Source organism: Andreprevotia sp. IGB-42 (assembly GCF_009848685.1).
Taxonomy (GTDB): Bacteria; Pseudomonadota; Gammaproteobacteria; order Burkholderiales; family Chitinibacteraceae; genus Andreprevotia.
In genome coordinates, this window is record NZ_WXTX01000003.1 from 360,605 (window position 1) to 384,873 (window position 24,269).

The 24,269-nt window shown below is 60.5% G+C and carries 26 protein-coding genes; 9 read left to right on the forward strand and 17 right to left on the reverse strand.

What is annotated here, in order from left to right:
* Positions 1–60: 60 nt before the first annotated feature.
* A complete protein-coding gene (locus tag IGB42_RS06665; RefSeq protein ID WP_159668799.1) occupies positions 61–420 on the forward strand; it encodes a hypothetical protein in 360 nt (119 codons plus the stop codon).
* Between the two features lie 514 nt (positions 421–934).
* Here the strand turns inward: IGB42_RS06665 and IGB42_RS06670 are convergent.
* Positions 935–1,966, reverse strand: a complete 1,032-nt coding sequence (locus tag IGB42_RS06670) for a Gfo/Idh/MocA family protein (protein WP_159668802.1) — start codon at positions 1,964–1,966, stop codon at positions 935–937.
* A gap of 173 nt (positions 1,967–2,139) precedes the next feature.
* Positions 2,140–2,778 (reverse strand): glutathione S-transferase family protein, encoded by a 639-nt coding sequence (locus IGB42_RS06675; protein WP_159668805.1) that lies wholly within the window; start codon positions 2,776–2,778, stop codon positions 2,140–2,142.
* Between the two features lie 115 nt (positions 2,779–2,893).
* On the opposite strand from IGB42_RS06675, the gene IGB42_RS06680 reads away from it, so the two are divergent.
* Positions 2,894–3,880, forward strand: coding sequence for a serine/threonine protein kinase (locus IGB42_RS06680; protein ID WP_159668807.1), 987 nt, complete (start codon positions 2,894–2,896; stop codon positions 3,878–3,880).
* Between the two features lie 140 nt (positions 3,881–4,020).
* Entirely contained in the window at positions 4,021–4,749 is a 729-nt protein-coding gene (locus tag IGB42_RS06685; RefSeq protein ID WP_159668810.1) for an ABC transporter substrate-binding protein, read from the forward strand.
* Here the strand turns inward: IGB42_RS06685 and tilS are convergent.
* From tilS to fliW, 3 genes are all read right to left on the reverse strand, one after another.
* Positions 4,737–6,074 (reverse strand): tRNA lysidine(34) synthetase TilS, encoded by a 1,338-nt coding sequence (tilS, locus tag IGB42_RS06690; RefSeq protein WP_159668816.1) that lies wholly within the window; start codon positions 6,072–6,074, stop codon positions 4,737–4,739. The genes IGB42_RS06685 and tilS overlap by 13 nt on opposite strands.
* Positions 6,075–6,083: 9 nt before the next feature.
* The gene (locus IGB42_RS06695; protein ID WP_159668822.1) at positions 6,084–7,052 is read right to left on the reverse strand and encodes an acetyl-CoA carboxylase carboxyltransferase subunit alpha; all 969 of its coding nucleotides are present in this window, start codon (positions 7,050–7,052) and stop codon (positions 6,084–6,086) included.
* A 195-nt stretch (positions 7,053–7,247) separates the two neighbouring features.
* Positions 7,248–7,670 carry a flagellar assembly protein FliW gene (gene fliW / locus IGB42_RS06700; RefSeq protein ID WP_159668829.1) on the reverse strand — a complete coding sequence of 141 codons (423 nt, stop codon included), beginning with the start codon at positions 7,668–7,670 and terminating at the stop codon, positions 7,248–7,250.
* A 224-nt stretch (positions 7,671–7,894) separates the two neighbouring features.
* Here fliW and flgM point away from each other — a divergent pair, with 224 nt between their 5' ends.
* Positions 7,895–8,182, forward strand: coding sequence for a flagellar biosynthesis anti-sigma factor FlgM (gene flgM, locus IGB42_RS06705; protein WP_159668832.1), 288 nt, complete (start codon positions 7,895–7,897; stop codon positions 8,180–8,182).
* A gap of 3 nt (positions 8,183–8,185) precedes the next feature.
* On the forward strand, positions 8,186–8,671 hold the full coding sequence (flgN, locus tag IGB42_RS06710; protein WP_159668838.1) for a flagellar export chaperone FlgN: 486 nt from the start codon (positions 8,186–8,188) through the stop codon (positions 8,669–8,671).
* 65 nt (positions 8,672–8,736) lie between these two features.
* On the opposite strand, the gene IGB42_RS06715 is transcribed toward flgN, so the two are convergent.
* The 12 genes from IGB42_RS06715 to IGB42_RS06770 all read right to left on the reverse strand — a co-directional run bounded on the left by IGB42_RS06715 (position 8,737) and on the right by IGB42_RS06770 (position 20,741).
* Positions 8,737–9,297, reverse strand: coding sequence for a C40 family peptidase (locus IGB42_RS06715; protein ID WP_236822514.1), 561 nt, complete (start codon positions 9,295–9,297; stop codon positions 8,737–8,739).
* Positions 9,294–9,725, reverse strand: a complete 432-nt coding sequence (fliJ, locus tag IGB42_RS06720) for a flagellar export protein FliJ (RefSeq protein ID WP_159668843.1) — start codon at positions 9,723–9,725, stop codon at positions 9,294–9,296. The genes IGB42_RS06715 and fliJ overlap by 4 nt, the downstream gene beginning before the upstream one ends.
* Before the next feature lie 25 nt (positions 9,726–9,750).
* Positions 9,751–11,151 carry a flagellar protein export ATPase FliI gene (fliI, locus tag IGB42_RS06725; protein WP_159669107.1) on the reverse strand — a complete coding sequence of 467 codons (1,401 nt, stop codon included), beginning with the start codon at positions 11,149–11,151 and terminating at the stop codon, positions 9,751–9,753.
* Positions 11,141–12,163 (reverse strand): flagellar assembly protein FliH, encoded by a 1,023-nt coding sequence (locus tag IGB42_RS06730; protein ID WP_159668849.1) that lies wholly within the window; start codon positions 12,161–12,163, stop codon positions 11,141–11,143. Before IGB42_RS06730 ends, fliI begins: the two co-directional genes overlap by 11 nt.
* An 11-nt stretch (positions 12,164–12,174) precedes the next feature.
* Positions 12,175–13,182, reverse strand: coding sequence for a flagellar motor switch protein FliG (fliG, locus tag IGB42_RS06735; RefSeq protein WP_236822515.1), 1,008 nt, complete (start codon positions 13,180–13,182; stop codon positions 12,175–12,177).
* A gap of 15 nt (positions 13,183–13,197) precedes the next feature.
* Positions 13,198–14,895 (reverse strand): flagellar basal-body MS-ring/collar protein FliF, encoded by a 1,698-nt coding sequence (gene fliF / locus IGB42_RS06740; protein ID WP_236822516.1) that lies wholly within the window; start codon positions 14,893–14,895, stop codon positions 13,198–13,200.
* A gap of 68 nt (positions 14,896–14,963) precedes the next feature.
* Complete coding sequence (fliE, locus tag IGB42_RS06745; RefSeq protein ID WP_159668858.1) at positions 14,964–15,287, reverse strand: flagellar hook-basal body complex protein FliE; 324 nt, start codon at positions 15,285–15,287, stop codon at positions 14,964–14,966.
* A gap of 101 nt (positions 15,288–15,388) precedes the next feature.
* Positions 15,389–16,738 carry a sigma-54 dependent transcriptional regulator gene (locus IGB42_RS06750; protein WP_159668861.1) on the reverse strand — a complete coding sequence of 450 codons (1,350 nt, stop codon included), beginning with the start codon at positions 16,736–16,738 and terminating at the stop codon, positions 15,389–15,391.
* Positions 16,739–16,771: 33 nt separating this feature from the next.
* Positions 16,772–17,416, reverse strand: coding sequence for a chemotaxis protein CheB (locus IGB42_RS06755; protein WP_159668866.1), 645 nt, complete (start codon positions 17,414–17,416; stop codon positions 16,772–16,774).
* Positions 17,417–17,560: 144 nt separating this feature from the next.
* Positions 17,561–19,288, reverse strand: a complete 1,728-nt coding sequence (locus IGB42_RS06760) for a fused response regulator/phosphatase (protein WP_159668870.1) — start codon at positions 19,286–19,288, stop codon at positions 17,561–17,563.
* A gap of 10 nt (positions 19,289–19,298) precedes the next feature.
* Positions 19,299–19,604, reverse strand: a complete 306-nt coding sequence (locus IGB42_RS06765; RefSeq protein ID WP_159668873.1) for an STAS domain-containing protein — start codon at positions 19,602–19,604, stop codon at positions 19,299–19,301.
* Between the two features lie 84 nt (positions 19,605–19,688).
* The gene (locus tag IGB42_RS06770) at positions 19,689–20,741 is read right to left on the reverse strand and encodes a PAS domain-containing sensor histidine kinase (protein ID WP_159668876.1); all 1,053 of its coding nucleotides are present in this window, start codon (positions 20,739–20,741) and stop codon (positions 19,689–19,691) included.
* 336 nt (positions 20,742–21,077) lie between these two features.
* Here IGB42_RS06770 and IGB42_RS06775 point away from each other — a divergent pair, with 336 nt between their 5' ends.
* From IGB42_RS06775 to cheZ, 4 genes are all read left to right on the forward strand, one after another.
* Entirely contained in the window at positions 21,078–22,025 is a 948-nt protein-coding gene (locus IGB42_RS06775) for a chemotaxis protein (RefSeq protein WP_159668879.1), read from the forward strand.
* 27 nt (positions 22,026–22,052) lie between these two features.
* Positions 22,053–22,991 (forward strand): chemotaxis protein, encoded by a 939-nt coding sequence (locus tag IGB42_RS06780; protein WP_159668882.1) that lies wholly within the window; start codon positions 22,053–22,055, stop codon positions 22,989–22,991.
* 84 nt (positions 22,992–23,075) lie between these two features.
* The gene (cheY, locus tag IGB42_RS06785; RefSeq protein WP_159668884.1) at positions 23,076–23,465 is read left to right on the forward strand and encodes a chemotaxis response regulator CheY; all 390 of its coding nucleotides are present in this window, start codon (positions 23,076–23,078) and stop codon (positions 23,463–23,465) included.
* Between the two features lie 13 nt (positions 23,466–23,478).
* Complete coding sequence (gene cheZ, locus IGB42_RS06790) at positions 23,479–24,255, forward strand: protein phosphatase CheZ (protein ID WP_159668887.1); 777 nt, start codon at positions 23,479–23,481, stop codon at positions 24,253–24,255.
* Positions 24,256–24,269 lie beyond the last annotated feature (14 nt).

Genomic DNA, 24,269 nt, shown 5'->3' on the forward strand with positions numbered 1-24,269 from the left:
CATCAGGAAATGAGCCAGAATAAAAAATTGCACCGCTGCACGCACGCTTAGGAGTCCCGTATGCCACTCAGACACGACCCCGCTTCCGCCAACTTGGGCCTGCAACCTTGCCGCATCATGGACGACAGTACGGACCCGGCCACCATTGTCGGCTACACCATCGTCGATACCGAAGGGCCGCTGATCCCCTACCGCAATTACGATTCGGAAGCGGAAGCGCTGCTGGCCATCGATGCCGAAGGCAAGGAACCAGCCCGATCGGATGATGGTTCTGCCGAAGACGACGAAGGCCTGGCCGAAGAAGATGCGCTGGCGGAAGAGGCCGAATTGCGTGAAGAAGACGTGCTGGCCGAAGAGGCTGCACTGGCGCTGGAAGACGGGCTGGATGACGAAGAACGTTACCTGAACCCGCGCTCCTGAACTCATGCGCCTTTAAGTGCTGCCCCGATGCGCACGGGGCAGCACGCCATACCTGCCCAAAGAACAGGCACTGCTGTTGGCGCCTGCTGCTTCAAGGGTTTAGCGCACTTGTCCACAGCTTATCTACAGGCCGCCCCCCATGGTTTGGGGAGAAGCCGGGCGCGATCTGCAGCAAACGGTATATACGCTGCAAACCGCAATTCTCCTTGCTTGTCCTGCAATGGCGCCCAAAATTTGGTCACGCCAGGCAAACCCTGCCTGCTCAATGGCTTGCGCCACTTATCCACAATTTATCGACAGTCCCATCCCCGTGACATGGGGATAGTACAAACGCATATCAAGTAACCCTTGGCTACCATCGCCCAAAAAAGAGGCATCGATACAAACTGTTTATACTTCAATGACTTGAAGTGGTTGCCCACAGCTTGTGTACAGCACCCTCCCCACCTTGTGGGGATGAGCATGCCTTTTATACACAGCGCTACCGGACAACGCTGCTGCCCAGCCCACCTGCTCAGTACTGCACAACCTGCCCGGGCTGCGCCAGCGCTGCCGTCCACACCCGCATATCCTGCCACGCCTGTGCAAACGGGCTTGCAGTTGCCGTCCCTGTAGCAATGGCCTGCCGGAAAGCCAGGAACTCGGCCGCATAGCCAAAATCATCACTGCGATGGTCTTCCTCGATACAGCTGCCATCGGCACCATGCAGCAGCAATGTGTGGCCGTCGAACTGCGCGCTACCGCGCTCGGCCAGCAGCAACAGCCGGAAGCCGGCCTGCCCCACTGCGGCAAAATAGAGGTCCAGCGTGCCGTTTGCACCGTTGCGGGTAGTGAACTGCAGGCTGGCGCCATCCCAAGCGCCCAGATGCGTAGCGGCCTTGCTGGTCAGCAGGCGGGCCTCGGCAATATCGCCCAGCAACAGTTGCACGCCAGCGCTGTAATGCACCCCCGCATCCAGCAACAAACCACCGGGAAAAGCCGCATCGGTGCGCCAGCCGCTGGCAATATAGCGGTTGTCCGCCAGCATGTGGTTGGCTGCCTGCCAGTGCAGCGCATACACGCGCCCGGCCACGCCTGAATCCAGCCATGCCTTGATGCGCAACAATGCGCTGCTGTAGCGGATGTTCTCTGCCACCATGGTGACAAGCTGCGGGTGTGCTGCGGCCAGCGCCAGCATCTGTAGCGCTTCGTCGCCATTGGCAGCCAGCGGCTTTTCCACCAGCACATGCTTGCCGGCCGCCAGCGCGATGCGGCTGATCTGCAGGTTTTCGGTAGCAGGCAAAGCCACCAGCACCGCATCCAGCCCGGGATGATCGAGAAAATCCGCCCAGCCGGTATAACAGGGCAATGTGACAGGGCCACCGGTTTCCGCCACATGGCTGGCAAACGCCTGCACGTTTTCCATGGTGCGGCCACACAGCGCCACCAGCGTGATCTGCTCCTGCAGTTGCCGCAAAGCAGGCCAGTGCAGCTCGCGCGCGGCCACCCCGGTACCGATCAGACCCAGCCGCAGCGGCCGCCCCTCGTTTGCCATCACCTGCGCCATGTTGCTCCTTGCCGTGCAGTACGCTGCACGAAAACCGACCATGCCAGCCCCAGCCTTCCGGCTCAGGCACTTGCCAGACTTATCCACAACTTCTGCCCAGCCCCCTCCCCGCGCGCCTGGGAGAAATGACCTGCTGCACGATGCAACCAGCATGCAGCTGCATACCCTCTGCATCAATATACCGGCTCGCCCAGCCCTTCGCGTGCGAGCGCCCGCTGTACTGCCGGCCGTGCATGCACACGCGCCAGGTAAGCGGCAAAATGCGGCAATGCTTTGGCGGGGCGATGCATATTGCGCGTCCAGCGCGCCAGCATGAACAGATAGGGGTCCAGAATGCTGTATTCGATCCCCAGCAGCCAGCTGCGGCCATCCGCCAGTGTGTTTTCCAGCAGATCGATCATTGCTTCGATCCGTTTTTCCGCATGCAGGCAAACCTGGCTGACGGCGGCTTCATCGTCGGCCAGCCGTTCCGGGTAGAAGTAACACAGCAGTTCGGCCTGCAGCGTATTGGTGAGATACATCAACCATTTGTAGCATTGCGCGCGGGCTATGCTGCCCACGGCAGGCACCAGCGCCGCTGCGGGGTGGCAATCGGCCAGGTGCAAGCAGATGGCGGCGGTTTCGAACAACACCAGATCGCCATCCACCAGCACCGGAATGCGCCCACTGGGATTGAGCCGCAGATAGGCCGGTTGCTTGTGGGCGGCGGCAGCGCGATCAACCAGCAGCAGCTCGAAGGACACACCGATTTCCTCCAGCAGCATATGCGGTGCCAGATTGGCATTGCCCGGATAGTAATAGAGTTGGTACAAGCTGAGCCTCGCTGCGGGCAAGCAAAGGCCGATCTTGCCACGCGTTGCTGGCCTTCCCAAGATACAGTCGATCATCAGCCGCGTCCGCACAGCGGCCGGCGGGTACAATCAGCACATGACACCTGCCCCGTACGCCCAGCTCACCCCGGATTGCATCATGGATGCCGTCGATGCCAGTGGCCACCGCTGCGATGGCCGCCTGTTGGCACTCAACAGTTTTGAAAATCGCGTTTACCAGGTGGGGCAGGAAGAAGGCCCCGCACTGATCGCCAAATTCTACCGGCCCGGCCGCTGGAGCAATGCCGCCATTGCGGAAGAACACACGTTCACGCTGGCACTGGCCGCAGCCGAAATCCCCGCCGTAGCACCGCTCGCCATCAACGGGCAAACCCTGCAGGAGCATGAGGGCTATCGCTTTGCACTGTTCGAGCGGCGTGGCGGCCGCGCGCCGGAGCTGGATGATCCGGACGTGCTGGAATGGATAGGCCGCTTCATCGGCCGTATCCACGCGGTGGGCGCAGCCCAGCCCTTCACCCAGCGGCTGACGCTGGACATCGCCACCTGGGGCACTGCACCACGTGATTTCGTGCTGGCCAACCATTTTGTGCCGCCGGATCTGCTCGCCAACTACACCGCCACCGTGGAGGGCGCGCTGGATGGGGTGCGTGCTGCCTATGCGCGTGCCGGCAACGTCAAGACCTTGCGCCTGCATGGCGATTGCCATCCCGGCAACATCATGTGGACCGATGCCGGCCCGCATTTTGTCGATCTGGACGATTGCTGCAGCGGGCCCGCCATCCAGGACCTGTGGATGCTACTGGGCGGCGACCGTGACGAAATGCGCAGCAAGCTGGCCAGCGTGCTGGCCGGTTACGAGGACTTCATGGATTTCGATGCGCGCGAGCTGCATCTGATCGAGGCGCTGCGCACGCTGCGGCTGATCCATTACAGCGCGTGGCTGGCCCGCCGCTGGGAAGATCCGGCCTTCCCGGCTGCCTTCCCGTGGTTCGGCACCGCCAGCTACTGGCAGGAGCAGATCGTCACGCTGTCCGATCAGGTGGAACGCATGACGGAGCCGCCACTGTGGCAGGGCAATTACTGACAGCCCCCGGTCGCATGCCGCTGGCACAGGCAGCCCGGCCCTCGTCGTTGCAGCCAGGCCAAAGGCATGATCAGCACCGCAGGCAGCGTCTATAACAACGGTATGGGAATGCCGTGTGTGGCATCGATACAGGTAAATGCATGAAATGCTGCTGGCTTGCTGCACTGATCCTGTTGACCTGCGCATGGGCCGCTGCCGCGCCGGGGTTGCGCGTGGGCTTCGGGACCAACAAGCCGCCCTATGTGTTCGAAGCCACGCAAAGCGGGCTGGAGGTCGATATCGTCGCGGCAGCGAGCCGGCTGGCCGGCTTCGAGATCAAGCCCACGTTTGCGCCGATGGAACGGCTGCACGTGATGTATGCAGCCGGGCAGCTGGATGCGATTGCTACCACCAACCCGCAGGCAGGAGAAAAGGGCTTCTTTTCGCAGCCCTATGTCACCTACCACAATATGGCGGCGGCATTGACCGCGCGGCGCTACACCATCCGCAGCATTGCCGATCTGGCAGGCTATTCGGTCAGCGCTTTCCAGCGCGCACACGTGCTGCTGGGGCCGGCATTCCGCCGCATGGCGGAAGAGAATCCCAGCTACCGCGAAGAGGCACAGCAGGTGGTGCGCAACCTGCTGTTACTGTCCGGCCGGGTAGATGTAATCGTTGGTGACCGGCGCATCATCAATTACTTCATGCGCGACATCCCGGCGCAGGTCGACATCCGCCAGGCCATCACCTGGTACGAGATTTTTCCTGCCACCGAGTACCAGATGGTGTTCCGCAACCAGGAACAGCGGGATCGCTTCGATACCGGCCTGGCTGCGATGCGCAAACGGGGCGACTACCAGCTTGTCGAGAAGAAATATCAGGACTTCTGAGCTGCCGGCGTGGCTGGATCATCGATAGTCCAGATAGGCACCACGCCATCTGCCACTGCGAATGCTGCTGCCACACCCAGGCCGGGCACCGCAGCGAGTTCGCCATCGATATACAGCAGCGGCGTGGCCGCGCGTAGCCACGGCGGCACATGGCGTTCCTGAAACAGCGTTTTCATCTGCCGGCTGGGCCCACCCGCATGCAGCCGCAATGCCTCGCTGCCCTGCCGTGGCCGCAACATCAGCGCAGCACGGCGCAGCAACCCGGCATCCAGACCGCCAGCCTGATGCTGCCAGCCCAAACAACCGCTCCAGCCCGGCAATGCGCCAACCGTATCTGCAGTGATTGCCAGCGCCGGACCGGGCAACAGACTGGCCGGCGTAACGTGCAGCTGCTGGCGGTAGCGGCGGATGGCCCGCTCACGCCACACCAGCGCGGGCTGGCCATCCGCTGGTGCATCCAGCTGCGATAGCCATTCATCGAATGCCCGGGTATCGAGCACCACGCCGTGCTGCTTCAGCCAGCCACGCAATGCATGGTTGCGGCGCAGCGGGCTGAAACCGGCGGCTGCGGCCAGATCGAACACGCAGCCTTGCACGCAGCGCAGCAGATCATCGGCCAGCACTTCATCCAGCAGCGCTTGCGCCTCGGCGGCATGCCGTGCCACGCGCACCAGCGCCGTTTCAACCGCCGGGAACGATTCAGCCAGCACCGGCAACGCCCGATGTCGCAGGAAATTGCGGCGGAAATGCAGGTTTTCGTTACTCTCGTCGTCGATCCAGCGCAGGCCGTGCGCGGCAGCATACGCAGCCAGCTCGGCACGGCCAAAGCGCAGCAGCGGCCGCAACAAGGCCAGATCGCTGCGCAGTGCGCGCTGTACGGGCACGCCAGCAAGGCCGGCCAGGCCGCTACCACGCAATACATTGAACAACACCGTTTCGCCCTGATCGCCGCGGTGATGCGCCAGCAGCAATACATCGGCCTGCACCGCTTCGAACACTGCGTAGCGCGCCGCACGGGCCGCCGCTTCGACACCCTTGCCGTCGTCATGCGCCACCTGCACCCGCTGCACCGACAGCGGCACGCCCAGGCTAGCCGCCACGGCCGCACATGCTGCCGCCCAATGATCTGCATTCGGCGAAAGGCCGTGATGCACATGCACCGCGCTCAGCGTACAGCCAGTGCGGTCACGTATCGCGGCAGCAAGATGCAACAAAACAGTTGAATCGAGCCCGCCCGAATAGCCGACGCATACGCGCAGCGGCGGCGCACAAACAAAACGGCCGAGGCTCGCCTCGACCGTCCGGAGCAGATCAGCAGCGTTCACGATGCGCAATCAGTGAACGGCCACTTCCTTGAATTTTCCGTAAGCCATCAGGCGCTCGAACCGGTCGGTCAGCAACTGGTCGACCGATTTCTCCTGCAAGCCCTTGAGCGCATCGGCAATCGATTTTTTCATCGCCACCATCATTTGCGCATGGTTGCGGTGCGCGCCGCCCACCGGCTCGTTTACCACCTTGTCCACCAAGCCCAGTGTTTTCAGGCGCGTGGCGGTAATACCCATCGCTTCGGCAGCATCCGATGCCTTCTCGGCGGTTTTCCACAAGATGGATGCACAGCCTTCCGGTGAAATCACCGAATAAGTCGAGTACTGCAGCATCTGCACGATATCGCCTACGGCAATCGCCAGCGCGCCACCGGAACCGCCCTCACCGATCACCGTGGTGAGGATGGGTACGCGCAACTTGGTCATTTCAAACAGGTTGCGCCCGATCGCTTCGGACTGACCACGCTCTTCCGCGCCGATGCCCGGATAAGCACCGGGGGTATCGACGAAAGTGAGCACCGGCAAATTGAATTTCTCGGCCAGCTTCATCAGGCGCAGCGCCTTGCGGTAGCCTTCCGGGCGCGGCATGCCGAAATTGCGGTAGATTTTTTCCTTGGTATCACGGCCTTTCTGGTGGCCGATCACCATCACGCTCTGGCCGTTGAAGCGCGCCATGCCGCCAACGATGGCCGCATCGTCCGCATAGCTGCGATCGCCATGCAATTCTTCGAAATCAGTAAACAATGCGCCCAGGTAATCGAGCGTGTACGGGCGCTGCGGGTGCCGTGCCACCTGCGAAATCTGCGAGGCGGTGAGCTTGGCGTAGATGGTCTTGGTCAGTTCCTGGCTTTTCTTTTCCAGGTGGCCGATTTCAACGGAAATGTCGACGGCTGAATCATCCTGCACGAAGCGCAGTTCTTCGATTTTGTTTTCCAGCTCTGCAATCGGCTGTTCGAAATCAAGAAACGTGGTTTTCATCAAGCTTTACCTCTGGAGCGCATGGCTGCGCCGGCAGCGTGCGCATAGGCGCAACACTGACGCAGCAACGCGGCAAATACTGGCTGTGCCGGCCGGGGCCGACACGCGGAATCGCGCAATCATACAGCAAGCCCGCGGGTGTCCAAAGACGCCCTTACAAGCGATCGTTTGATCCGGCTTTCAGCCAGTGGCGCATCAAGCCCCGTTGCGGAACACGATATCCGCATGCAGCCCTATCTTCTGCAGGCCCTTGCGGGTTTTGGTATTCAGGATGATGGGCGCCACGGTATTGGCGGAAATGCTGTTCTTGCTTTCATCACGCTTGGCCAGGGTCAGCAGCAGGATGGCATCTTCCGGCTTGTCGAGGCCCAGCAACGCGGTTTCCTCGTCATTCAGCTCGATCTGGTAATTGATGCCCAGCAGCTCTGCCTGCACCACGCTGAATGCGACTTCGGCATCATCGAGCGACTGCAGCCACAGCACGGTCGGGTTGGGCTTATCCTCATGCAACAGCTTGTAGCGCGTCAGCGATTCAAAGCCGGGCAAGCCACGCGGAAAGGTCAGCACGGTATCCGGGTCCACTTCGATATCACCAAAACGGGTATGCACGATCTGCATGAATGTCTCCATATAATCCAGTGTTTGAATGCCTCGAAAGGCTCTTGCAGCATAGCCCAGCTTGCTGCTTCACCCTAGCCCGTGGCTACCGCAACAGCGCGCGTTCTAACATAAAGCGCTGATTTGCTAAAGTTTTCGCAGCCATTGTCGATAATGGGCATAATAGAGATAAGTTTGCTGTGTATCCGCCTCGGGGTAAACAGCTTGGCGACAGGAATCTAACCATGAAAATCGATCAAGCGGGTAAAACGCTTTCCCAGCCGCTGGGTCGGAGTGGGGAACGCACCGTCACCTCAAACAAGCGCAGCGATACCGGCAGCGTGGATGACAGTGTGACCATCAATCCGGCAGCTGCGCAGCTTGGCAAGCTCGATGGCGGCAACACCCAGGTGTTCGACAACGACCGCGTGCAGGCGTTGCGCCAAGCTATTTCCGAAGGCCGTTTCACTGTACGCACCGACGTGATTGCCGACCGGTTGATCGACAGCGTCAAGGAACTCCTGGGCAAGTAAGTTGTGAGCAACACCCCCGACACGCCAACCTATCCCCTGCTTTTATCGCTGGTGCAGACCGCGCATGCCGCGCTGGACCAGCTGTTGCAGCTGTTGCTGCAAGAACAGAACCTGCTTACCCACAACCAGATCGACCAGCTGGCAGCGCTCAGCCTGCAGAAGCACCAGGCTGCCAGCGTGGCTGAAACCGCCGGTGAGCGCCTGCAAACCGCACTGCAATCGATCGGCGTGGACAATGATATCGATGTCGCCGCCTGGTTTACCCGATATGCACCGGAATCACTGGAAGCCTGGCAGCAACTGCGCGAAACCGCCCGGCAAGCCGCGCTATACAATCGCAGCAATGGCCAGTTGATCGAAACACGCCGGCAGTTGCTGGATCAGTTCGTCACACAACTGGCCAGCGCCCGTGGCGATTCGCTGTCGTACTCCAAAGCCGGGCAACTGCGTGGCGGCTCGGGCGGCAGCCTCAGCCGCGACAAGATCTGATCCCGGCTCCGGGCCACGGCATCACGCAACGATCCGGATGCCGCATGGCGCTCATCAAGTAGCGCTCAGTTCTCTGCAAACAGTGTCGCGCCGCCCTGGTAGCGGCTGGCAAAATAAGCCAATCCCATCGATTCCACCCTGACCTTGCCATTGGTTGACGGCGCATGGATGAACTTGCCATCGCCCAGATAGATACCCACGTGCGAGTAGGGCTTGCCGCTGGTATTGAAGAACACCAAGTCACCAGCCTGCAACCCCTGCCCGTTCACCGGGCGCGCCAGCCGCGCCATTTCTGCGGCGTTATGCGGCAGATCGATATCCAGCGCACTCTTGTATACAAACCGCACCAGGCCGCTGCAATCGAGGCCCGCTTCCGGGTTCTTGCCACCAAACTGGTAACCCACATCCAGCAGGCCCAGCGCGTACAGCACCACTTCCTGCCGGTCCTTGCTGTCGACCTGCAGTTTGGCAATTGCATTGCGGTTGGGATTGGTGGCCTTGCCGGTTTTCTTCGCCGGCGGCGCGGTACTGCAGCCAGCCAGCCAGCCGCATAGCAAGGCAGCGGCAAGCAGCACAGGCCAGGTCATGCGCGGCGCACGCACCGGGATGGCATGCGCATGCATCATGATTCACGCCTGCGTGAATTGAATTCGTCCAGCAAGTTCTGCTCCCGCTTCAGTTCTTTCAGTTGTTCCGCGGTCAGGTGGCGATGCTCCAGCGCTTCGAACGCCTTCACTTTCTTTTCGCAATCGAACCACACCTGTTTCAGCCGTTCGTACTCGCCATGCAACCGTTGTACTTCACGGCTCTGGTTATCCGCCGCCTGATCGAGCTTGGCAAGAAACAGCTGGAAATCACGCCACTGGATCATCGTCATGCCGCCCTCTGCACCCTGCGCCAGCCGGGCACGGTATTCCTGCCGGTATACGTTCACCTGCTCCAGCTTGCCCTGCGCGCTTTGCCAGGCGGCTTGCGCAGCCTGCATGTCGCGCGCGGCATCCTCGCGTGATTCACGCGCCAGATCCAGCAGGAAGGCAAAACGAAATGCAGCCAATCGGCACTCCCGTCAGGTGTTCACGTCAGCCAAACAGCGCGGCCAGTTTCATTCTGGCACCATCGTAGGATTCCCGTTCATTGATGCCCTGCTGCAAAAACGCCTCCAGCGCCGGGAAACGCCGGATGGCATCGTCCAGCACCGGGTCGGAACCGGGCACGTAGGCACCCACGCTGATCAGGTCGCGGCTGCGCTGGTAACGCGACCACAGGTACTTGAAGCGGCGCGTCAGATCGTATTCTTCCTTGCTGATGATGTCGTGCATCACACGGGAAATCGATGCCTCGATATCGATTGCCGGGTAATGGCCTGATTCCGCCAGCTGGCGCGACAACACGAAGTGCCCATCAAGAATGGCCCGCGCATTGTCGGCAATCGGATCCTGCTGGTCGTCTCCCTCGGACAACACGGTGTAGAACGCGGTAATCGAGCCGCCACCTTCGCGGCCATTGCCGGCACGCTCCACCAGTTGCGGCAGCCGTGCAAATACGGACGGCGGATAGCCCTTGGTGGCCGGTGGCTCGCCCACCGCCAGCGCAATCTCCCGCTGCGCCATTGCATAGCGCGTCAGCGAATCCATGATCAGCAATACGTTCTTGCCTTCGTTGCGGAAATACTCGGCAATACTGGTGGCGTAGGCAGCGCCATACAGGCGCAGCAACGGCGGCGTATCGGCCGGCGCGGCCACCACCACCGAGCGTGCACGCCCTTCGTCGCCAAGAATGTTCTCGATGAAGTCCTTCACTTCGCGGCCACGCTCGCCGATCAGGCCCACCACCACTACATCGGCGGTGGTATAGCGCGCCATCATGCCCAGCAATACCGACTTGCCCACGCCGGAGCCGGCAAACAGCCCCAGCCGCTGGCCGCGGCCTACGGTGAGCATGCTATTGATCGCTCGCACACCCACATCCATCACATCGCGCACCGGCTCGCGGTCCATCGGGTTATATGGGCGGGCAAACAGCGGCATGTAGCCGGCGATATCGAGCTTGCCCTTGCCATCGAGCGGGCGGCCAAGACCATCGAGGATACGCCCCAGCAAGCCCCAGCCCACCGGCACTTGCCGGCCGTGGTCTTCCTGGCGACGCTGCTGCGCGCGGGATTTGCCGTACTCTGGCACCCAGGCGGCCACGTCCTCGTGCGGAATCACCGCGGCGCCTGGCTCGACGCCATACACCTCGGCAATCGGCATCAGGAACAACCGTTCTTCCTGGAAGCCCACTACCACGGCTTCCACCGGGTGACCGCTGGCGGTCATCACTTCACACGATGCCCCCACCGGCAGCTTGAGGCCCACGGCTTCCAGCACCAGGCCGGATACACGGGTCAGCCGGCCGCGCGGCAACCACGGGCGAATATGCTGAACAGCTTCAGCGCTGTCGGCTAGGTATTGCCGGGTACGATCGAGCAGGTCATTCATCATCGGGTTGCGCAGCAGCAGGCTGGGCTGGCGCGGCGGCCGGCGCCTGATTCGCTGCAACAACCTCTGCGCCTTCGGCTGGCGGTGGCGCTGCCGATGCATGCGTTTGTACTGGCGCGGGTTGCGCGGCTGGCTGGGCATCCGGCTGCGCCGGCATCGACTCCGTTGGTGCGGCTTCAGGGGCCACAGCTTCCTGCGGCGCAGCAGCGGACGGCGTAGGCGCTGCCGCGGGCAAACTGGCCGGAATCGGCGCATTCCACGCCAGATCGGCACGCTTGTCGCGCCCCAGCACGCGCAGCTGCGTGGCCCAGCGCGTTGCCAGCGACATATCCAGCTGTGAGGACGGGGTTTCGATACGGCTGCCACCACGGGCCAATTGCGGGTCTGGCAGCAAACGCCATACATCGCTGGGCAATTCCGCTTCCAGCAATGCGCCCAGCGCGGTCAGGTCTTCCGGGTTGAGGTACAGTCGCGATGGCGCACGCGCCAGTGGCAGGCTGGCAATCGCATCGCGGATTACCGGCAACACATTGAGCGGGTCCGCTTCCACCTGCGTACGGGTCAGCTGCCGGGCCAGCACCAATGCCAGATCCAGTACCGATTCCGCTATGCCCGCTTCGCTATCCGCGCTCAATGCACTCAGGCCCTGCATCAGCTCGCCCAGCCTGGCCATCTCGTCCTCGGCCACCAGCCGCCCCTGTTCGAGGCCGGCATCAAAGCCTTCGCGGTGCGCCTGCCGGCGTATTCCCTCCAGCTCCTCCGCCGTTGGCAGCGGCACCGCATCGACAGGAATCTCTTCGACTTCCGGCACAACGGGTTCTGCCCATACCACCTCGGGCTCGGCCGCTACCACTTCCGGCGGCAACTCGGGCTCGACAACAGCTTGTTCCACCTTGGGCACAAGCGCGCGTGCAGCACGGGTGCTCTTGGCATCCTCGTTGATCGCTGCCAGTTCCCAGCGCTCCCAGGCAGTAGTTTGTTCGCGCGGAATGACGCGCTGATTCGGACCTGCCACGATGTATCGCCTTATTCAACCAGCCCTTCGTCACCCTTGCCGCCGAGTACGATTTGGCCTTCATCGGCAAGACGCCGCACAATCTTGAGGATTTCCTTCTGCTCGGATTCGACTTCCGACAACTTGACCGGGCCCTTGGCCTCCAGGTCGTCGCGCAGCATCTCCGCAGCCCGCTGCGACATGTTCTTGAAGATCTTGTCGCGCAACGCCTGGCTGGTGCCCTTGAGCGCCACCACCAGTGAATCGGACTGGATCTCACGCAGCAGCAACTGGATGCCACGGTCGTCGATATCCAGCACATTGTCGAAGGTGAACATCTTGTCCTGGATCTTCTGCGCCAGTTCCGGATCGTATTCGCGCACGTTGGCAATGGCCGATGCTTCCACCACACCCCCCATGAAGTTGAGGATGTCGGCGGCCATCTGCACCCCACCCATCGCGCTCTTCTTCACGCGGTCCGAGCCCGACAGCAGTTGCGTCAGCACGTCGTTCAGCTCCTTCAGCGCCGCTGGCTGCACGCCTTCCAGCGTGGCAATCCGCAGCACCACGTCGTTGCGCAAGCGTTCAACGAATTGCGCCATGATTTCGGACGACTGATCCGGCTCCAGGTGCACCAGGATAGTGGCAATGATCTGCGGGTGTTCGTTCTTGATGAGTTCGGCCACTGCGGCCGAATCCATCCATTTGAGCGATTCGATGCCGTTATTGTCATTACCTTGCAGGATGCGATCGAGCAGGTTTGCAGCCTTGTCGGTACCCAAGGCCTTGGTCAGCACCGAGCGGATATACTCGTCTGCAGCGCCGAGGTTGGCGCGATTCTGCGTGGACGAGAGGAAATCGCCCAGCACGCTATCGACTTCCTCACGCTTGACGTTGTTCATGCTGGCCATCTCGAAGCCCAGCTTCTGCACTTCCTTGGGACCGAGATACTTGAATACTTCGACGGCGGCATCTTCCCCGAGCGTCATCAACAGGATGGCGGCCTTGCGCACGCCCTCTTCGTTCATTGCGGCTGCCATATTGCCACCTCCGGCTTACGCCACCTTGTTGGGATTGCCGCTGTCTTCTGCCTGAGACATCCATTCGCGCATGATGGTTGCAACCATGCGCGGATCGTTCTTGGCGATTTCCTTGGCCTGTTGCAGCAGATCGGCAAATGCCGATGCACGGGCCGAATCGCTTTCTTCCTGCGCGGCCTTGAGCGCTGCAGCCACCGAGCCTTCTTCGTCCAGCGGTGGCGTGTTGTCGCCCAGATCCAGCTCCAGCATACCGGGCTCTTCGCGCGCCTTGGTCAGGTCGCGCATCAACGGGCGCACCACAAAGAACAGCAGATAGATCACCGCCAGCGCAATCAGTGCCAGCTTGACGAGATCAGGCCAATTGGCCTGCACATAGGCAACGGCCTTTTCCTGCAGCGGTTTTTCATCCAGCGGCGCCTGATCGGCAAACGCCGCATTCACCACGTTGACCGAATCACCACGATCCTTGTTGTAGCCTATCGCTTCACGTACCAGATTGTTGATCTGGGTCATTTCCGCCGGGCTGAAAGGTACGTAGGTGGCTTTGCCGTCCTTGTCCTTGCCCGGTTTGAAGTTGAGCACCACGGCAGCAGACACGCGCTTGACCGAACCGATCGGCTGCTTCACGTGCTGGATGGTCTTGTCGACCTCGTAATTGGTGGTCGCTTCCTTGCGGTTGTTGAAGCTGCCGCTGGCAGCAGTCGCGGACGCACCTGATGCCACCGGTGCAGTGATCGGCGCGGCTGCAGCACCCGGCGGCTGGTTCGACAATGCACCCGGCACGCCGGCTGCATTCTCGTCGCGATTGCCACCTTCCTGCTGCAGCGTCTGCTGGCTGCGGATCGCCGACTGGTTGGGGGGGCTGTTGGGCTTGAACGATTCGCTGGTCTGCTCGACCTCGGAAAAATCAACCTGCGCGGTCACTTCCGCACGTACATTGTCCTTGCCGATGATGGGCGTCAGAATCGCTTCGATACGATCGTTGAAGTTCTTTTCCAGTTGCTGCACGTACAGCATCTGGCGCGGATCCAGATCGGTGCGGCTGCCATCGAGCCCGGGCATCTTGGACAGCAGATTGCCGTCCTGGTCTACCACGGTGACATTCTTGACCGGCAAATCGGGAATGCTGCTGGACACCAGATGGATGATGCCGGCAACCTGGCCACCATCCATCGCACGGCCCGGAAACATGGTCAGCATCACCGAGGCAGTCGGCTTCTGCTGATCACGCAGAAATACCGTCTGCTTGGGCATCGCGAGATGGACACGGGCTTTCTCGACCGACGAAATGGTTTCGATCGAGCGGGCCAGCTCGCCTTCGACCGCGCGCTGGTAATTGACCTGTTCGGCGAACTGCGACACGCCGAACTTCTGGTTATCGAGGATTTCAAAGCCTGCGTTGCCGGCACGCGGCAAACCTTGCGCGGCAAGCCTGAGCCGCGCGTCATAAACCCGGTCAGCCGGAATCGAGATGGTGCCGCCCGCTTCAAGCTTGTACGGCACATTCATCTGCTGCAGCGATTGCACGATGGCACCGCCGTCTTTATCCGGGATATTGGTATACAGGATGCGGTATACCGGCTCTTTGGAATAAAGCCAGAAACCGATTACGGCTGCGACGAGCGCCGCAATGCCAACCATGATGGCGAGCTTTTTGCCACTCGATAAGGCATCGAAGCGCTGGCGGATACCGCCGACCCCTCGAGCTGTCACCAAGTTGCTGTCAGCCGCTACGCCCGCCTCTGCCATAGATTAAAAATTTGGGGTATGAATAGGCAGGACTATACCTGCATATTCATCACTTCCTGATATGCACTCACAAGCTTGTTGCGAACCTGCACCATGGTCTGGAAGGAAAGGCTGGCTTTCTGTAACGAAACCATCACGTCCTGCAGGTCCGCCTCGGGCGCGCCGGCCTGGAAAGCCTGCTGCTTGGCCTGGGCGTCCTGCTGCATCTGATTGACCTGGTCAATCGACGATTTGAGCACGGTGGCGAAGTCCTGGCCTTGCGCATCGGTCGCCGGCTGGGCAGCAGTCTGCCCTGCCGCCAATGCGGACATGGACTGTAATTCGCCGAGGAGGGAGTCGATACCTTGAACGCTCATTGATTCGTGTCTTTGCGTGATAACTGAAATTGTAGGTGCCTGGGCATCGTTATACAAGCAAATCCTGCGCCAGCTTTTGGCCCCGAAGCCCGGAATTTCGCTCAGACAGGCAATTCACCATCTTCCTCACGATATTGCTGCAGTTTGTAGCGCAGCGTGCGCTCACTCATGTTGAGCTTTTCCGCCGCCAGCTTGCGTACGCCACCCACTGCTTTCAGCGTATCCAGAATATGCCTTTTTTCCAGCAATTTGATATCGGTGACCTCCACAGGTTCGGGCGAGGCGATGAACGGCATCGCCTGGGCACCGTGGCCGGCAGCTTTTGCCGGTGCCGGTGGCAAATACAGGTGCTCGCTGCCGATTTCATCGCCAGGCGCCAGGATCAGCGCACGCTGCACCAGGTTGTCCAGCTCGCGGATATTGCCTTCCCACGCATGAGCCAGCAGCGCCGCACACGCAGCGTTGTTGAATGACGGTGCACGGCGTTTTTGCTGGGCGGCATGGCGGGCCAGCATGGCGCGGGCCAGCGGCAGGATATCGTCCGGGCGCTCGCGCAGCGCCGGCAAATGCAGCGGAAACACATTCAGCCGGTAATACAGGTCTTCACGGAAGCGGCCGCCCGCCACCTCATCCAGCACATTGCGGTTGGACGTAGCCAGCACGCGCAGATCAACCGGAATGGTCTTCGTGGCGCCAACGCGCTCCACCTCGCGTTCCTGCAGCACGCGCAGCAACTTGGCCTGCAGGCCCAGCGGCATCTCGGTGATTTCATCCAGCAGCAAGGTGCCGCCATGCGCCTGCTCAAACTTGCCGATGTGCTGGCCGGCAGCACCGGTGAACGCGCCCTTCTCGTGCCCGAACAGCGTCGATTCAAGCAACTGCTCGGGAATGGCCGCACAGTTGATCGCCACAAACGGCTTGTTGGCCCGCGGACTGTTGCGGTGCAGGAACCGGGCAACAACTTCCTTGCCGGTACCCGATTCACCAGTCACCAGTACCGATGCATCCGACTGCGCCACGCGCCGCGCCATGTCCAGCAATCGCCGCATGCCGGGATCTTCGGCAATCACCTGCTCGTCGTCAGTACCCGGCAACAGATATTTGGCCACTTCCTGCAACAGGCGATCCGCCTCAAACGGTTTTGGCAAGTAATGGCAGGCACCGGCATGCAAAGCGGCAACCGCCTTTTCGACCACGCCATACGCGGTCATCAGGATCACCGGCAACCATGGCTGGCGCTGCTTGATCTCATGCAGCAACGCTTCGCCATCCATGGGCTGCATCTGTACGTCGGACAGCACCAGTCCCACGCGCTGGCCGGCTTCCAGCAGCGCCAGCGCACTTTCACCGTCGATGGCCGTCACGGTGCTGTGGCCACCCAGCTCCAGCGTATCCACCAGCGCCTCGCGCAGTGCATCGTCGTCTTCAACAACCAGAATCGGCAAGGTCAATGCAACTTCCTTTATCCAGCGAGTGATATGAATTCAGCGACCGGCTTTCGCTACATGGGCCAGTAACCGCGGCGCCATGTCCGTCAACGCGCAGATTTCGTCCACGCCGCCCAGCGCGATCGCCTCGCGCGGCATGCCGAACACCACGCAACTTGCTTCATCCTGGGCGAAATTGTACGCGCCTGCGCGGTGCATCTCATACATTCCCTGCGCGCCATCGCGGCCCATGCCGGTCAGGATCACGCCAATGGCATTCTGCCCGGCCACATTGGCAGCAGAACGGAACAACACATCGACGGACGGGCGATGACGGTTGACCGCTGGTGCCTGCGACAGCTCACACAGATAACGTCCGCCATGCAGTGCCAGCAGCAGGTGCGAGTGCCCGGGGGCCACATAGGCATGGCCGCCACGCAATGGCTCGCCGTGCTCGGCCTCTTTCACCGTGATCCGGCACTGTGCATTCAACCGGTCGGCAAACGCCTTGGTAAACAATGCAGGCATGTGCTGGGTGATCAGGATCGGCGGCGCAGCCGCCGGCATGGCCAGCAACAGCACCTTGAGGGCTTCGGTGCCGCCGGTAGACGCGCCGACCACGATCAGCGGGGCGGATCTGGCAACGGGGTGAATATGCAGCGGCAGCACTGCATCGGCATTGTGGTTGGGAACAACATCCATGCTTACGCCCGGATTGATGTTTTGCAGCTGCGCTGCGCCATGCCCGGGGCTCGGCCAAGCGCCGGAGCATGCCTGCCAGCCGTTGCGCCTATCGGCCAGATGTCTTGCAGGATCAGGCCTGGCACTGCCATCCGGCAGCGCGCCTTATACCTCGACAGCAGGATCGGCATGGGGCAGATAGTAGGCAACCACATCGCTGCCATTGCCGAAATACTGCACACTGATACAGAGTGCACGTACCAATGCAATACCGCGGCCACAAGGCGTGGTGACATCAAGCGGACGCGCCAACACGCGCTGCCAGTCAAAACCGGGGCCGCTATCGCGCACACCGATGCGCAACACATCGCGCCCGCCCACCACGAGCCCGGCCAGATCGATCTCGATACGCGCATCCCTCAATGCCGCCAGGCTGCGCGAACGCGCCAGCAGATATTGCTCCATGCCGTCTTCCTCGTGCTTGATGGATGACGGCACCCCCAGCACGCCATGATCGAGCGCATTGACGAACAGCTCGGTCAGGATCAGGAACACATCCGACTGGCTGTGCTTGAGCGCGGCAACCTCGTTGATGAAGGTCATCATGAATGGCACGGTATTGATGTACTTGAGTTCCTCGGCCCCCAGCACCAGGCTGTAGCGCCACGCACAGTCATTGGTGTGCGCAAGAGCGGCCAGCTCCGGCCAGCCGGGCTCGCCATCGCGCTGCTGTTCGGCTGCCTGTGCATCGACATTGGCCCCGAAACTCGCCAGCACGATGGAAATATCGTCGTGATGCGGCTGCCCCTGCAGGTGATCGGCCAGGCGCGTCTGGAAACTGGCCAGCCGCTCGACGGGCGGCGAGTTGGCCAGCTCCTGCAACAGCCGCTCCTGCCCGTAGGCTTCACCATCCGGGTTGCGCGCCTCGATCAGGCCGTCCGAAAACGCCAGCAACGTGCCTGGTTCATGGAAATAATACCGCTCGGTCATCAATTCGATCGATGGCGTCGGTACGATACCAAGCGGCAGATGGGCGGATTTCCAGATTTTCCGGACCACACCCTGTGCGTCGATCACGTGGACGGTAGGCATGCCGCCATTCCACACCTCGATGCAGCCGGCGGCTTCATCAATCGAAATCAGTACCACGGCAACGAAGCGCCCCACCGGCAACACCTGGCGCACCTTGTCGTTCATCTCGATCAGGATGTCGGAAATCGCGTAGCCCTTCTCGGTCATGCTGTAGAAGGGCTGGGTGAGCGGCAAGACGTTGAGCGCCGCAGTCAGGCCATGACCTATCCCGTCGGCCAGCATCAGATGCAGCGCTTGCCCCGGGGTACGCGCAGCGGCAATCAGGTCACCAGACAGGCTTTCCGCCGGTGACAACCAGTATTCGAGCTGGGGGTCATACAGGCGTTCGGCATTCACCATCTGTTCCATCAGATGGCGCACCACGCGCTTTTCTTCTTCGGTGCGATCGTAGTAATCAGCCAGTTTGGCTGATTGCTCGCGCACCTTGCGGTTAAGCTCCAGCGTGCGGTTGAAGGCCTTGAGCTTGGCCTCCAGCACGCGGAAATTGACAGGTTTGGTGATGTAGTCGTCGGCCCCCTGCTCGATGGCCTCCGCCAGGCGGTTTTCCTCCCCCACACCGGTCACGAATACGATGGGCACCCAGCTTTCGCCGGCCTCGCGCTTGATGGCAACCGCTGCTTCCGGGCCCGAAAGCACCGGCATCATCATGTCCATCAATACCAGGTCCGGGCGCTCTGCCCGCCAGGTATCCAGTGCTTCGACACCGTTGCGTGCAGCGATGGCCACATGCCCCAGCGCCTCGACGAACCGCGAAATCAATAGCAGGACTGCTTCGGTATCGTCAACGACCAGTATTTTCATGAAGCAGCGATTAACGGATCGTGAAGATCTTGCCGAAGCAGGCGATTTCCAGCACTTGCTTTACGGTATCGCGGCAATTGACCAGTGCCAGGCTTTTGTTGGCGGCGCCGATTTTTTCCTTGAGCAACAACAGCATGCCCAGTGCGGAGCTATCCAGATAGTTGACGTTCTGGAAATCGATCAGCACTTCTCTGACAGACGAATTCGCAATCAACGTTTCGCAAACCTGACGAAACTCGCGATGTGCGCTGAAATCGAATTGACCAGACAGGACAACTCGGCCGACTTCCTCTTCAATTTGAACCGTAGGGGTCATAAAGTAAGAACCTTTTAGCAAATCACGACCACAAATTACCATAGCGAACAGCGTGGTTTAAGCCCATCGCTACCCGCAATGCCATCAAACATTAGATGCATCGCCCTTGACTGGCAACTTTACCGAGAAAGTGCTGCCCCGGCCCAACACTGAACTGACCGCGATATCCCCGCCAAACTGATCCAGCAGGTTGCGCACGATGGCCAGCCCCAGCCCTGTCCCCTCCTTGCGCGTGGTGAAAAACGGCTCGAACAGGCGCTCGATCACGTCAGGCGGCATGCCTTTGCCGTGATCAATGACATCAATTGTAGCGAAATCCGCAGCAAAGAAGAGGGAAAGTTCGATGACAGCACCGGGTGGGCTTGCCTGCAGTGCATTTTCCAGCAGGTTGATAAATACACCAAGCAGCTCCTTGCGGTTGGCAATCACCTCGCCAGGTTGATCGACATCCAGCTTGAGAATGATGGCCGCGGCGTCAATTTGCGGCTGTAGCGTCTGCACCGCCTCGTGCAGGCATGCGCTCATCGCCACCGGCTCCATCGGTATTTCCTGCCTGCGTACAAACCACAACATGTTCTGGATCAGCGACTCCAGATGCCGCAGCCGCGCCAGCGCCTTGGCGGAAAACTTCAGCCGGTCCGGCTCGGCTAGCGCCGGCTTGGCCAGGTGGCCGGCGTATAGCAAGGCAGTGGCCAGCGGCGTGCGCAACTGGTGCGCCAGACCTGCGGCCATCTCGCCCATCGCCGCCAGGCGCTTGTGGTGCGCCAGCGATTGCTGCAATTGCCAGCTTTCCGTCAGATCCTGCACCAGCAGGATCTGGCCACCCTCCTCGGGCACATCCGCACTGACAATGCTCAGCCGCAGCTCATCCCCGGCCTTGGGGTGCAGCCAGATATCCTGCACCGACGTCTGGTTCAGGTACTCTGCCACAAACGGCGCCCAAGCCATGCCCACAGCCAGCGGCGCCAGCATCCTGGCGGCTGCGGGGTTCATCAGCGCGACCCGGCCCTCGGCATCCAGTTCAAGCATGCCGCCCGGCAACCGCTCCAGCAGCAGCGACAAACGCCGCGACAAGGCAGCCTTCTCGTCCAGCTCCCGCCGCAAATGCCCATTGGCGATTTCCAGCTGCTGCGTCAATGAAACCACCTGCCGTTCCAAATCAGCGTAAGCATCGGTCAATTGCTGCGATGCAGCAGTAAACAGGGAAAATGCGGCCTCCAACTCTTGAGGACCAATACCACCGGTATGTTCAGTCACAACTCCGTGTCCTTGTTGCTTTTGCGCTTTTGAATTATAAAGAGGCTAGAACCCGCTTACAGCCTTGGTTTGGCGATTATTGATCAAGTTTTCATTCCGCCAGCCGATTACAATTACGGTTTACCCTGACCTCATGGCTTTTTTTGTAAAAGAAAGACAAATCAAGTTGCCCAATACCGCCGTACCTTACGCACATCCGCAGCGTGGAGCCTCATCGTGTCTGACCTTCTGAAAAAGATTGATGCCCGAACGAAGCTCGCCGGCACCAACAAGCTGGAAATCCTGCTATTCACACTGGGGCTGGATCAGCGCTCCGGTCGGCGCGAAAACTTCGGCATCAACGTATTCAAGGTGCGCGAAGTCATGCGCACCCCCGAAATCACCCAGGCGCCCGAAATGCCGCCATCGGTTGAAGGCATGGTCAGCCTGCGTGGCTCGCTGGTGCCGGTGATCGATCTGGCCAAGTACACCGGCGTGATCAGCGAAAACCGCCCCGAGATCATGATCGTGACCGAGTATAACGGTCACACGCAGGGTTTCCTGGTCGAGGCGGTGGATACCATCCTGCGGTTGGACTGGTCATCGATGCGTGTTCCGCCGGACATGTTGACCGCGCAGATGGGCGGTCTGGTTACCGCGGTGACCGAGCTCGACAACAACAGGCTGGTGATGATGCTGGATGTGGAAAAGGTGCTGGCGGAAACCACGCAGACCGACCACTCCATCGATGAATCGGTGGTGATCCGCGACAGCAAGTTCAGCGAGATGACCGTCTACTTTGCCGACGACTCCATCGTGGCCCGCCACCAGATCGAGATGACGCTCGATGCGATGGGCGTGCATTACATGCAGGCCATCAACGGCAAGCGCGCATGGGACGACCTGCAGCGGCTGGCCAAATCGGCCGAAATCCAGCACAAGCAGGTCAAAGACCTGATCCAGCTTATCCTCACCGACGTGGAGATGCCGGAAATGGACGGCTACATGCTGACCAAGATGGTGAAGAGCGACCCACGTTTTGCCGGCATTCCCATCATCATGCATTCTTCGCTATCGGGCGCCTCCAACCAGAAGCTGGGGCAATCGGTCGGTGTGGATGCATACGTACCCAAGTTCGAGCCGCACAAGCTGTCGCAAATGCTGGCCAGTTACTTGTTGAAGTAATCATCGCTGCGATGAACGGAGTACCGAATGAGCGCTAACCAAACCAATCTCTTGGACAGCATTGACGCGCGGACCAAGCTCGCCGGCTCGAACAAGATGGAAATCCTCCTGTTCTCGCTGGGCACCAAGGAAATTTTCGGCATCAACGTGTTCAAGGTGCGCGAAGTATCGCAAACACCCAAGATCACCAAGACCCCGAACATGCCGCTGGGCGTGGAGGGTGTGCTGTCGCTGCGCGGCAACATCATTCCTGTCATCGCGTTGTCCAAGTTCATCGCCACACAGGATTACCCGGCGGTCGATACCACCAGCACGATGATCGTTACCGAGTTTTCCAAGCATACGCAGGCCTTCCTTGTGCATGACGTGGACCGCATCATCCGGGTGGACTGGGACAAGGTGCGCGCACCGGAAACCATGCTGGCCGGCAGTCAGGCGCTGATCACCGCCATTACCGAACTGCCCGACGGCAAGCTGGTTTCGATCCTGGACGTGGAGCAGATCCTGGCCACGGTGATCGGCGAGCCGGTGATCCCTGATCTTGCCGCGGTGGCGGTCGACCAGGACACCTTCATGTTCTTCGTTGATGACTCGATGGTAGCCCGCAAGGAAATCGTCGGCGTACTCGACAAGATCGGCATCAAGTATTACCAGGCCAACAATGGCCTCGAGGCCTGGGAAAAACTGCAGGGGCTGGCCAACCGTGCCACCCAGGATGGCGAGGCGCTGCATCAGAAGCTGCGCCTGATCCTCGTCGATGCAGAGATGCCGGAAATGGACGGTTACGTGCTGACCAAGCACATCAAATCCGATCATCGCTTCGAGGGGATTCCCGTGGTGATGCACTCGTCGCTGTCGTCCAATGCCAACCGCGCAATGGGCGCCAGCGTCGGTGTGGACGCCTATGTGGCAAAATTCGATCCGCTGATCCTCGCCGATACCCTGTCGCCGCTACTGGTAGGCTGAGTAGCTGCAACGATCTGCACGCTTTAGATTTGAGACATTGAAACGCGCCCCCGGTTTTGGGGAACGCGACGGAGCTAGAACAAGATGGCTGATTCCAATATGCGCTTTCTCGTGGTGGACGATTTTTCCACCATGCGTCGCATCGTCCGCAACCTGCTGAAAGAACTCGGCTTCTCGAACGTCGAGGAAGCCGAAGATGGTCAGGTTGCTTTGCACAAGCTGAAAAACGGCAACTATGAATTTGTCGTTACTGACTGGAACATGCCAAACATGACCGGCATCGAATTGCTGCGGGCCATCCGGGCGGATGCCCAACTCAAGCACCTGCCGGTGCTGATGGTCACGGCCGAGGCCAAAAAGGAGAACATTATCGAGGCGGCAACCGCAGGGGCTTCCGGTTACGTCGTCAAACCGTTCACGGCCGCTACGTTGGACGAAAAGCTGAAGAAAATCTTCGCCAACATGAATAAATAACCAGGAGGCTGACGTGAGCGATCAAGCCCAAAATACCGGCGATTCAGACGAACTCGAAGCACTGTTCGACAGCATACTGAAGGCCAGCAACGCCGACGAAGCGCCGGCACCTGCACCCAGCGCCGCGGCCCCGGTATCCGCTGCGGCCCCCGCAGCCGGTCCGACTGAAGAACTGGCAGAGCCTGCGCGTTCGATGTTCTCGCACATCGGCCAGATGACCCGCAAGCTGCACGATACGCTGCGCGAGCTGGGCCTCGACAAATCGCTGGAACAGGCGGTGTCGCAGATTCCGGACGCAAAAGACCGCCTGTCCTATATTGCAACGCTGACCGAGCAGGCTGCGGAGCGTACGCTGAATGCGCTGGATGCGGCCAAGCCGCTGCAGGACCGCATCTGTGAGGATTCGCGCAAGCTGGCCGCCGATTGGGACAAGCTCTACGCCAACCAGTTGTCGGTAGATGAATTCAAGGCACTGGTTGCCCGCACGCGTACGCACCTGGGCAACACCGTCAGCAACTCCGACCAGATTTCCGGCCAGATGCTGGAAATCATGATGGCGCAGGACTTCCAGGATCTGACTGGGCAGGTCATCAAGAAAGTGGTCGAAATGGCCAAAACCATGGAAAGCCAGTTGCTGGACTTCCTGCTGATGTTCTCGCCGCAAGGTGCGGTCATCAGCAAGCACGATGACTCCTTGCTCAACGGGCCGGTTGTCAACAGCGATGGCCGTACCGATGTGGTAACCAATCAGCAGCAGGTCGATGATCTGCTGGACAGCCTGGGTTTCTGACCCGCTTAACGAAC

What these genes read in the sequence shown, in the direction of transcription:
- fliW (WP_159668829.1), bottom strand. Translation starts at nt 7,670, where the DNA reads ATGCAGATCGTGCATACCCGTTTTGGTGATATCGAAGTGGACCCGGAT.
- IGB42_RS06670 (WP_159668802.1), bottom strand. Translation starts at nt 1,966, where the DNA reads ATGGCGCAGGTGATGGCAAACGAGGGGCGGCCGCTGCGGCTGGGTCTG.
- IGB42_RS06755 (WP_159668866.1), bottom strand. Translation starts at nt 17,416, where the DNA reads ATGGATGTTGTTCCCAACCACAATGCCGATGCAGTGCTGCCGCTGCAT.
- IGB42_RS06760 (WP_159668870.1), bottom strand. Translation starts at nt 19,288, where the DNA reads ATGAAAATACTGGTCGTTGACGATACCGAAGCAGTCCTGCTATTGATT.
- IGB42_RS06780 (WP_159668882.1), top strand. Translation starts at nt 22,053, where the DNA reads ATGAGCGCTAACCAAACCAATCTCTTGGACAGCATTGACGCGCGGACC.
- flgM (WP_159668832.1), top strand. Translation starts at nt 7,895, where the DNA reads ATGAAAATCGATCAAGCGGGTAAAACGCTTTCCCAGCCGCTGGGTCGG.
- cheY (WP_159668884.1), top strand. Translation starts at nt 23,076, where the DNA reads ATGGCTGATTCCAATATGCGCTTTCTCGTGGTGGACGATTTTTCCACC.
- IGB42_RS06665 (WP_159668799.1), top strand. Translation starts at nt 61, where the DNA reads ATGCCACTCAGACACGACCCCGCTTCCGCCAACTTGGGCCTGCAACCT.
- fliG (WP_236822515.1), bottom strand. Translation starts at nt 13,182, where the DNA reads ATGGCAGCCGCAATGAACGAAGAGGGCGTGCGCAAGGCCGCCATCCTG.
- fliI (WP_159669107.1), bottom strand. Translation starts at nt 11,151, where the DNA reads ATGATGAATGACCTGCTCGATCGTACCCGGCAATACCTAGCCGACAGC.
- fliE (WP_159668858.1), bottom strand. Translation starts at nt 15,287, where the DNA reads ATGAGCGTTCAAGGTATCGACTCCCTCCTCGGCGAATTACAGTCCATG.
- IGB42_RS06765 (WP_159668873.1), bottom strand. Translation starts at nt 19,604, where the DNA reads ATGACCCCTACGGTTCAAATTGAAGAGGAAGTCGGCCGAGTTGTCCTG.
- IGB42_RS06685 (WP_159668810.1), top strand. Translation starts at nt 4,021, where the DNA reads ATGAAATGCTGCTGGCTTGCTGCACTGATCCTGTTGACCTGCGCATGG.
- IGB42_RS06680 (WP_159668807.1), top strand. Translation starts at nt 2,894, where the DNA reads ATGACACCTGCCCCGTACGCCCAGCTCACCCCGGATTGCATCATGGAT.
- IGB42_RS06695 (WP_159668822.1), bottom strand. Translation starts at nt 7,052, where the DNA reads ATGAAAACCACGTTTCTTGATTTCGAACAGCCGATTGCAGAGCTGGAA.
- IGB42_RS06715 (WP_236822514.1), bottom strand. Translation starts at nt 9,297, where the DNA reads ATGATGCATGCGCATGCCATCCCGGTGCGTGCGCCGCGCATGACCTGG.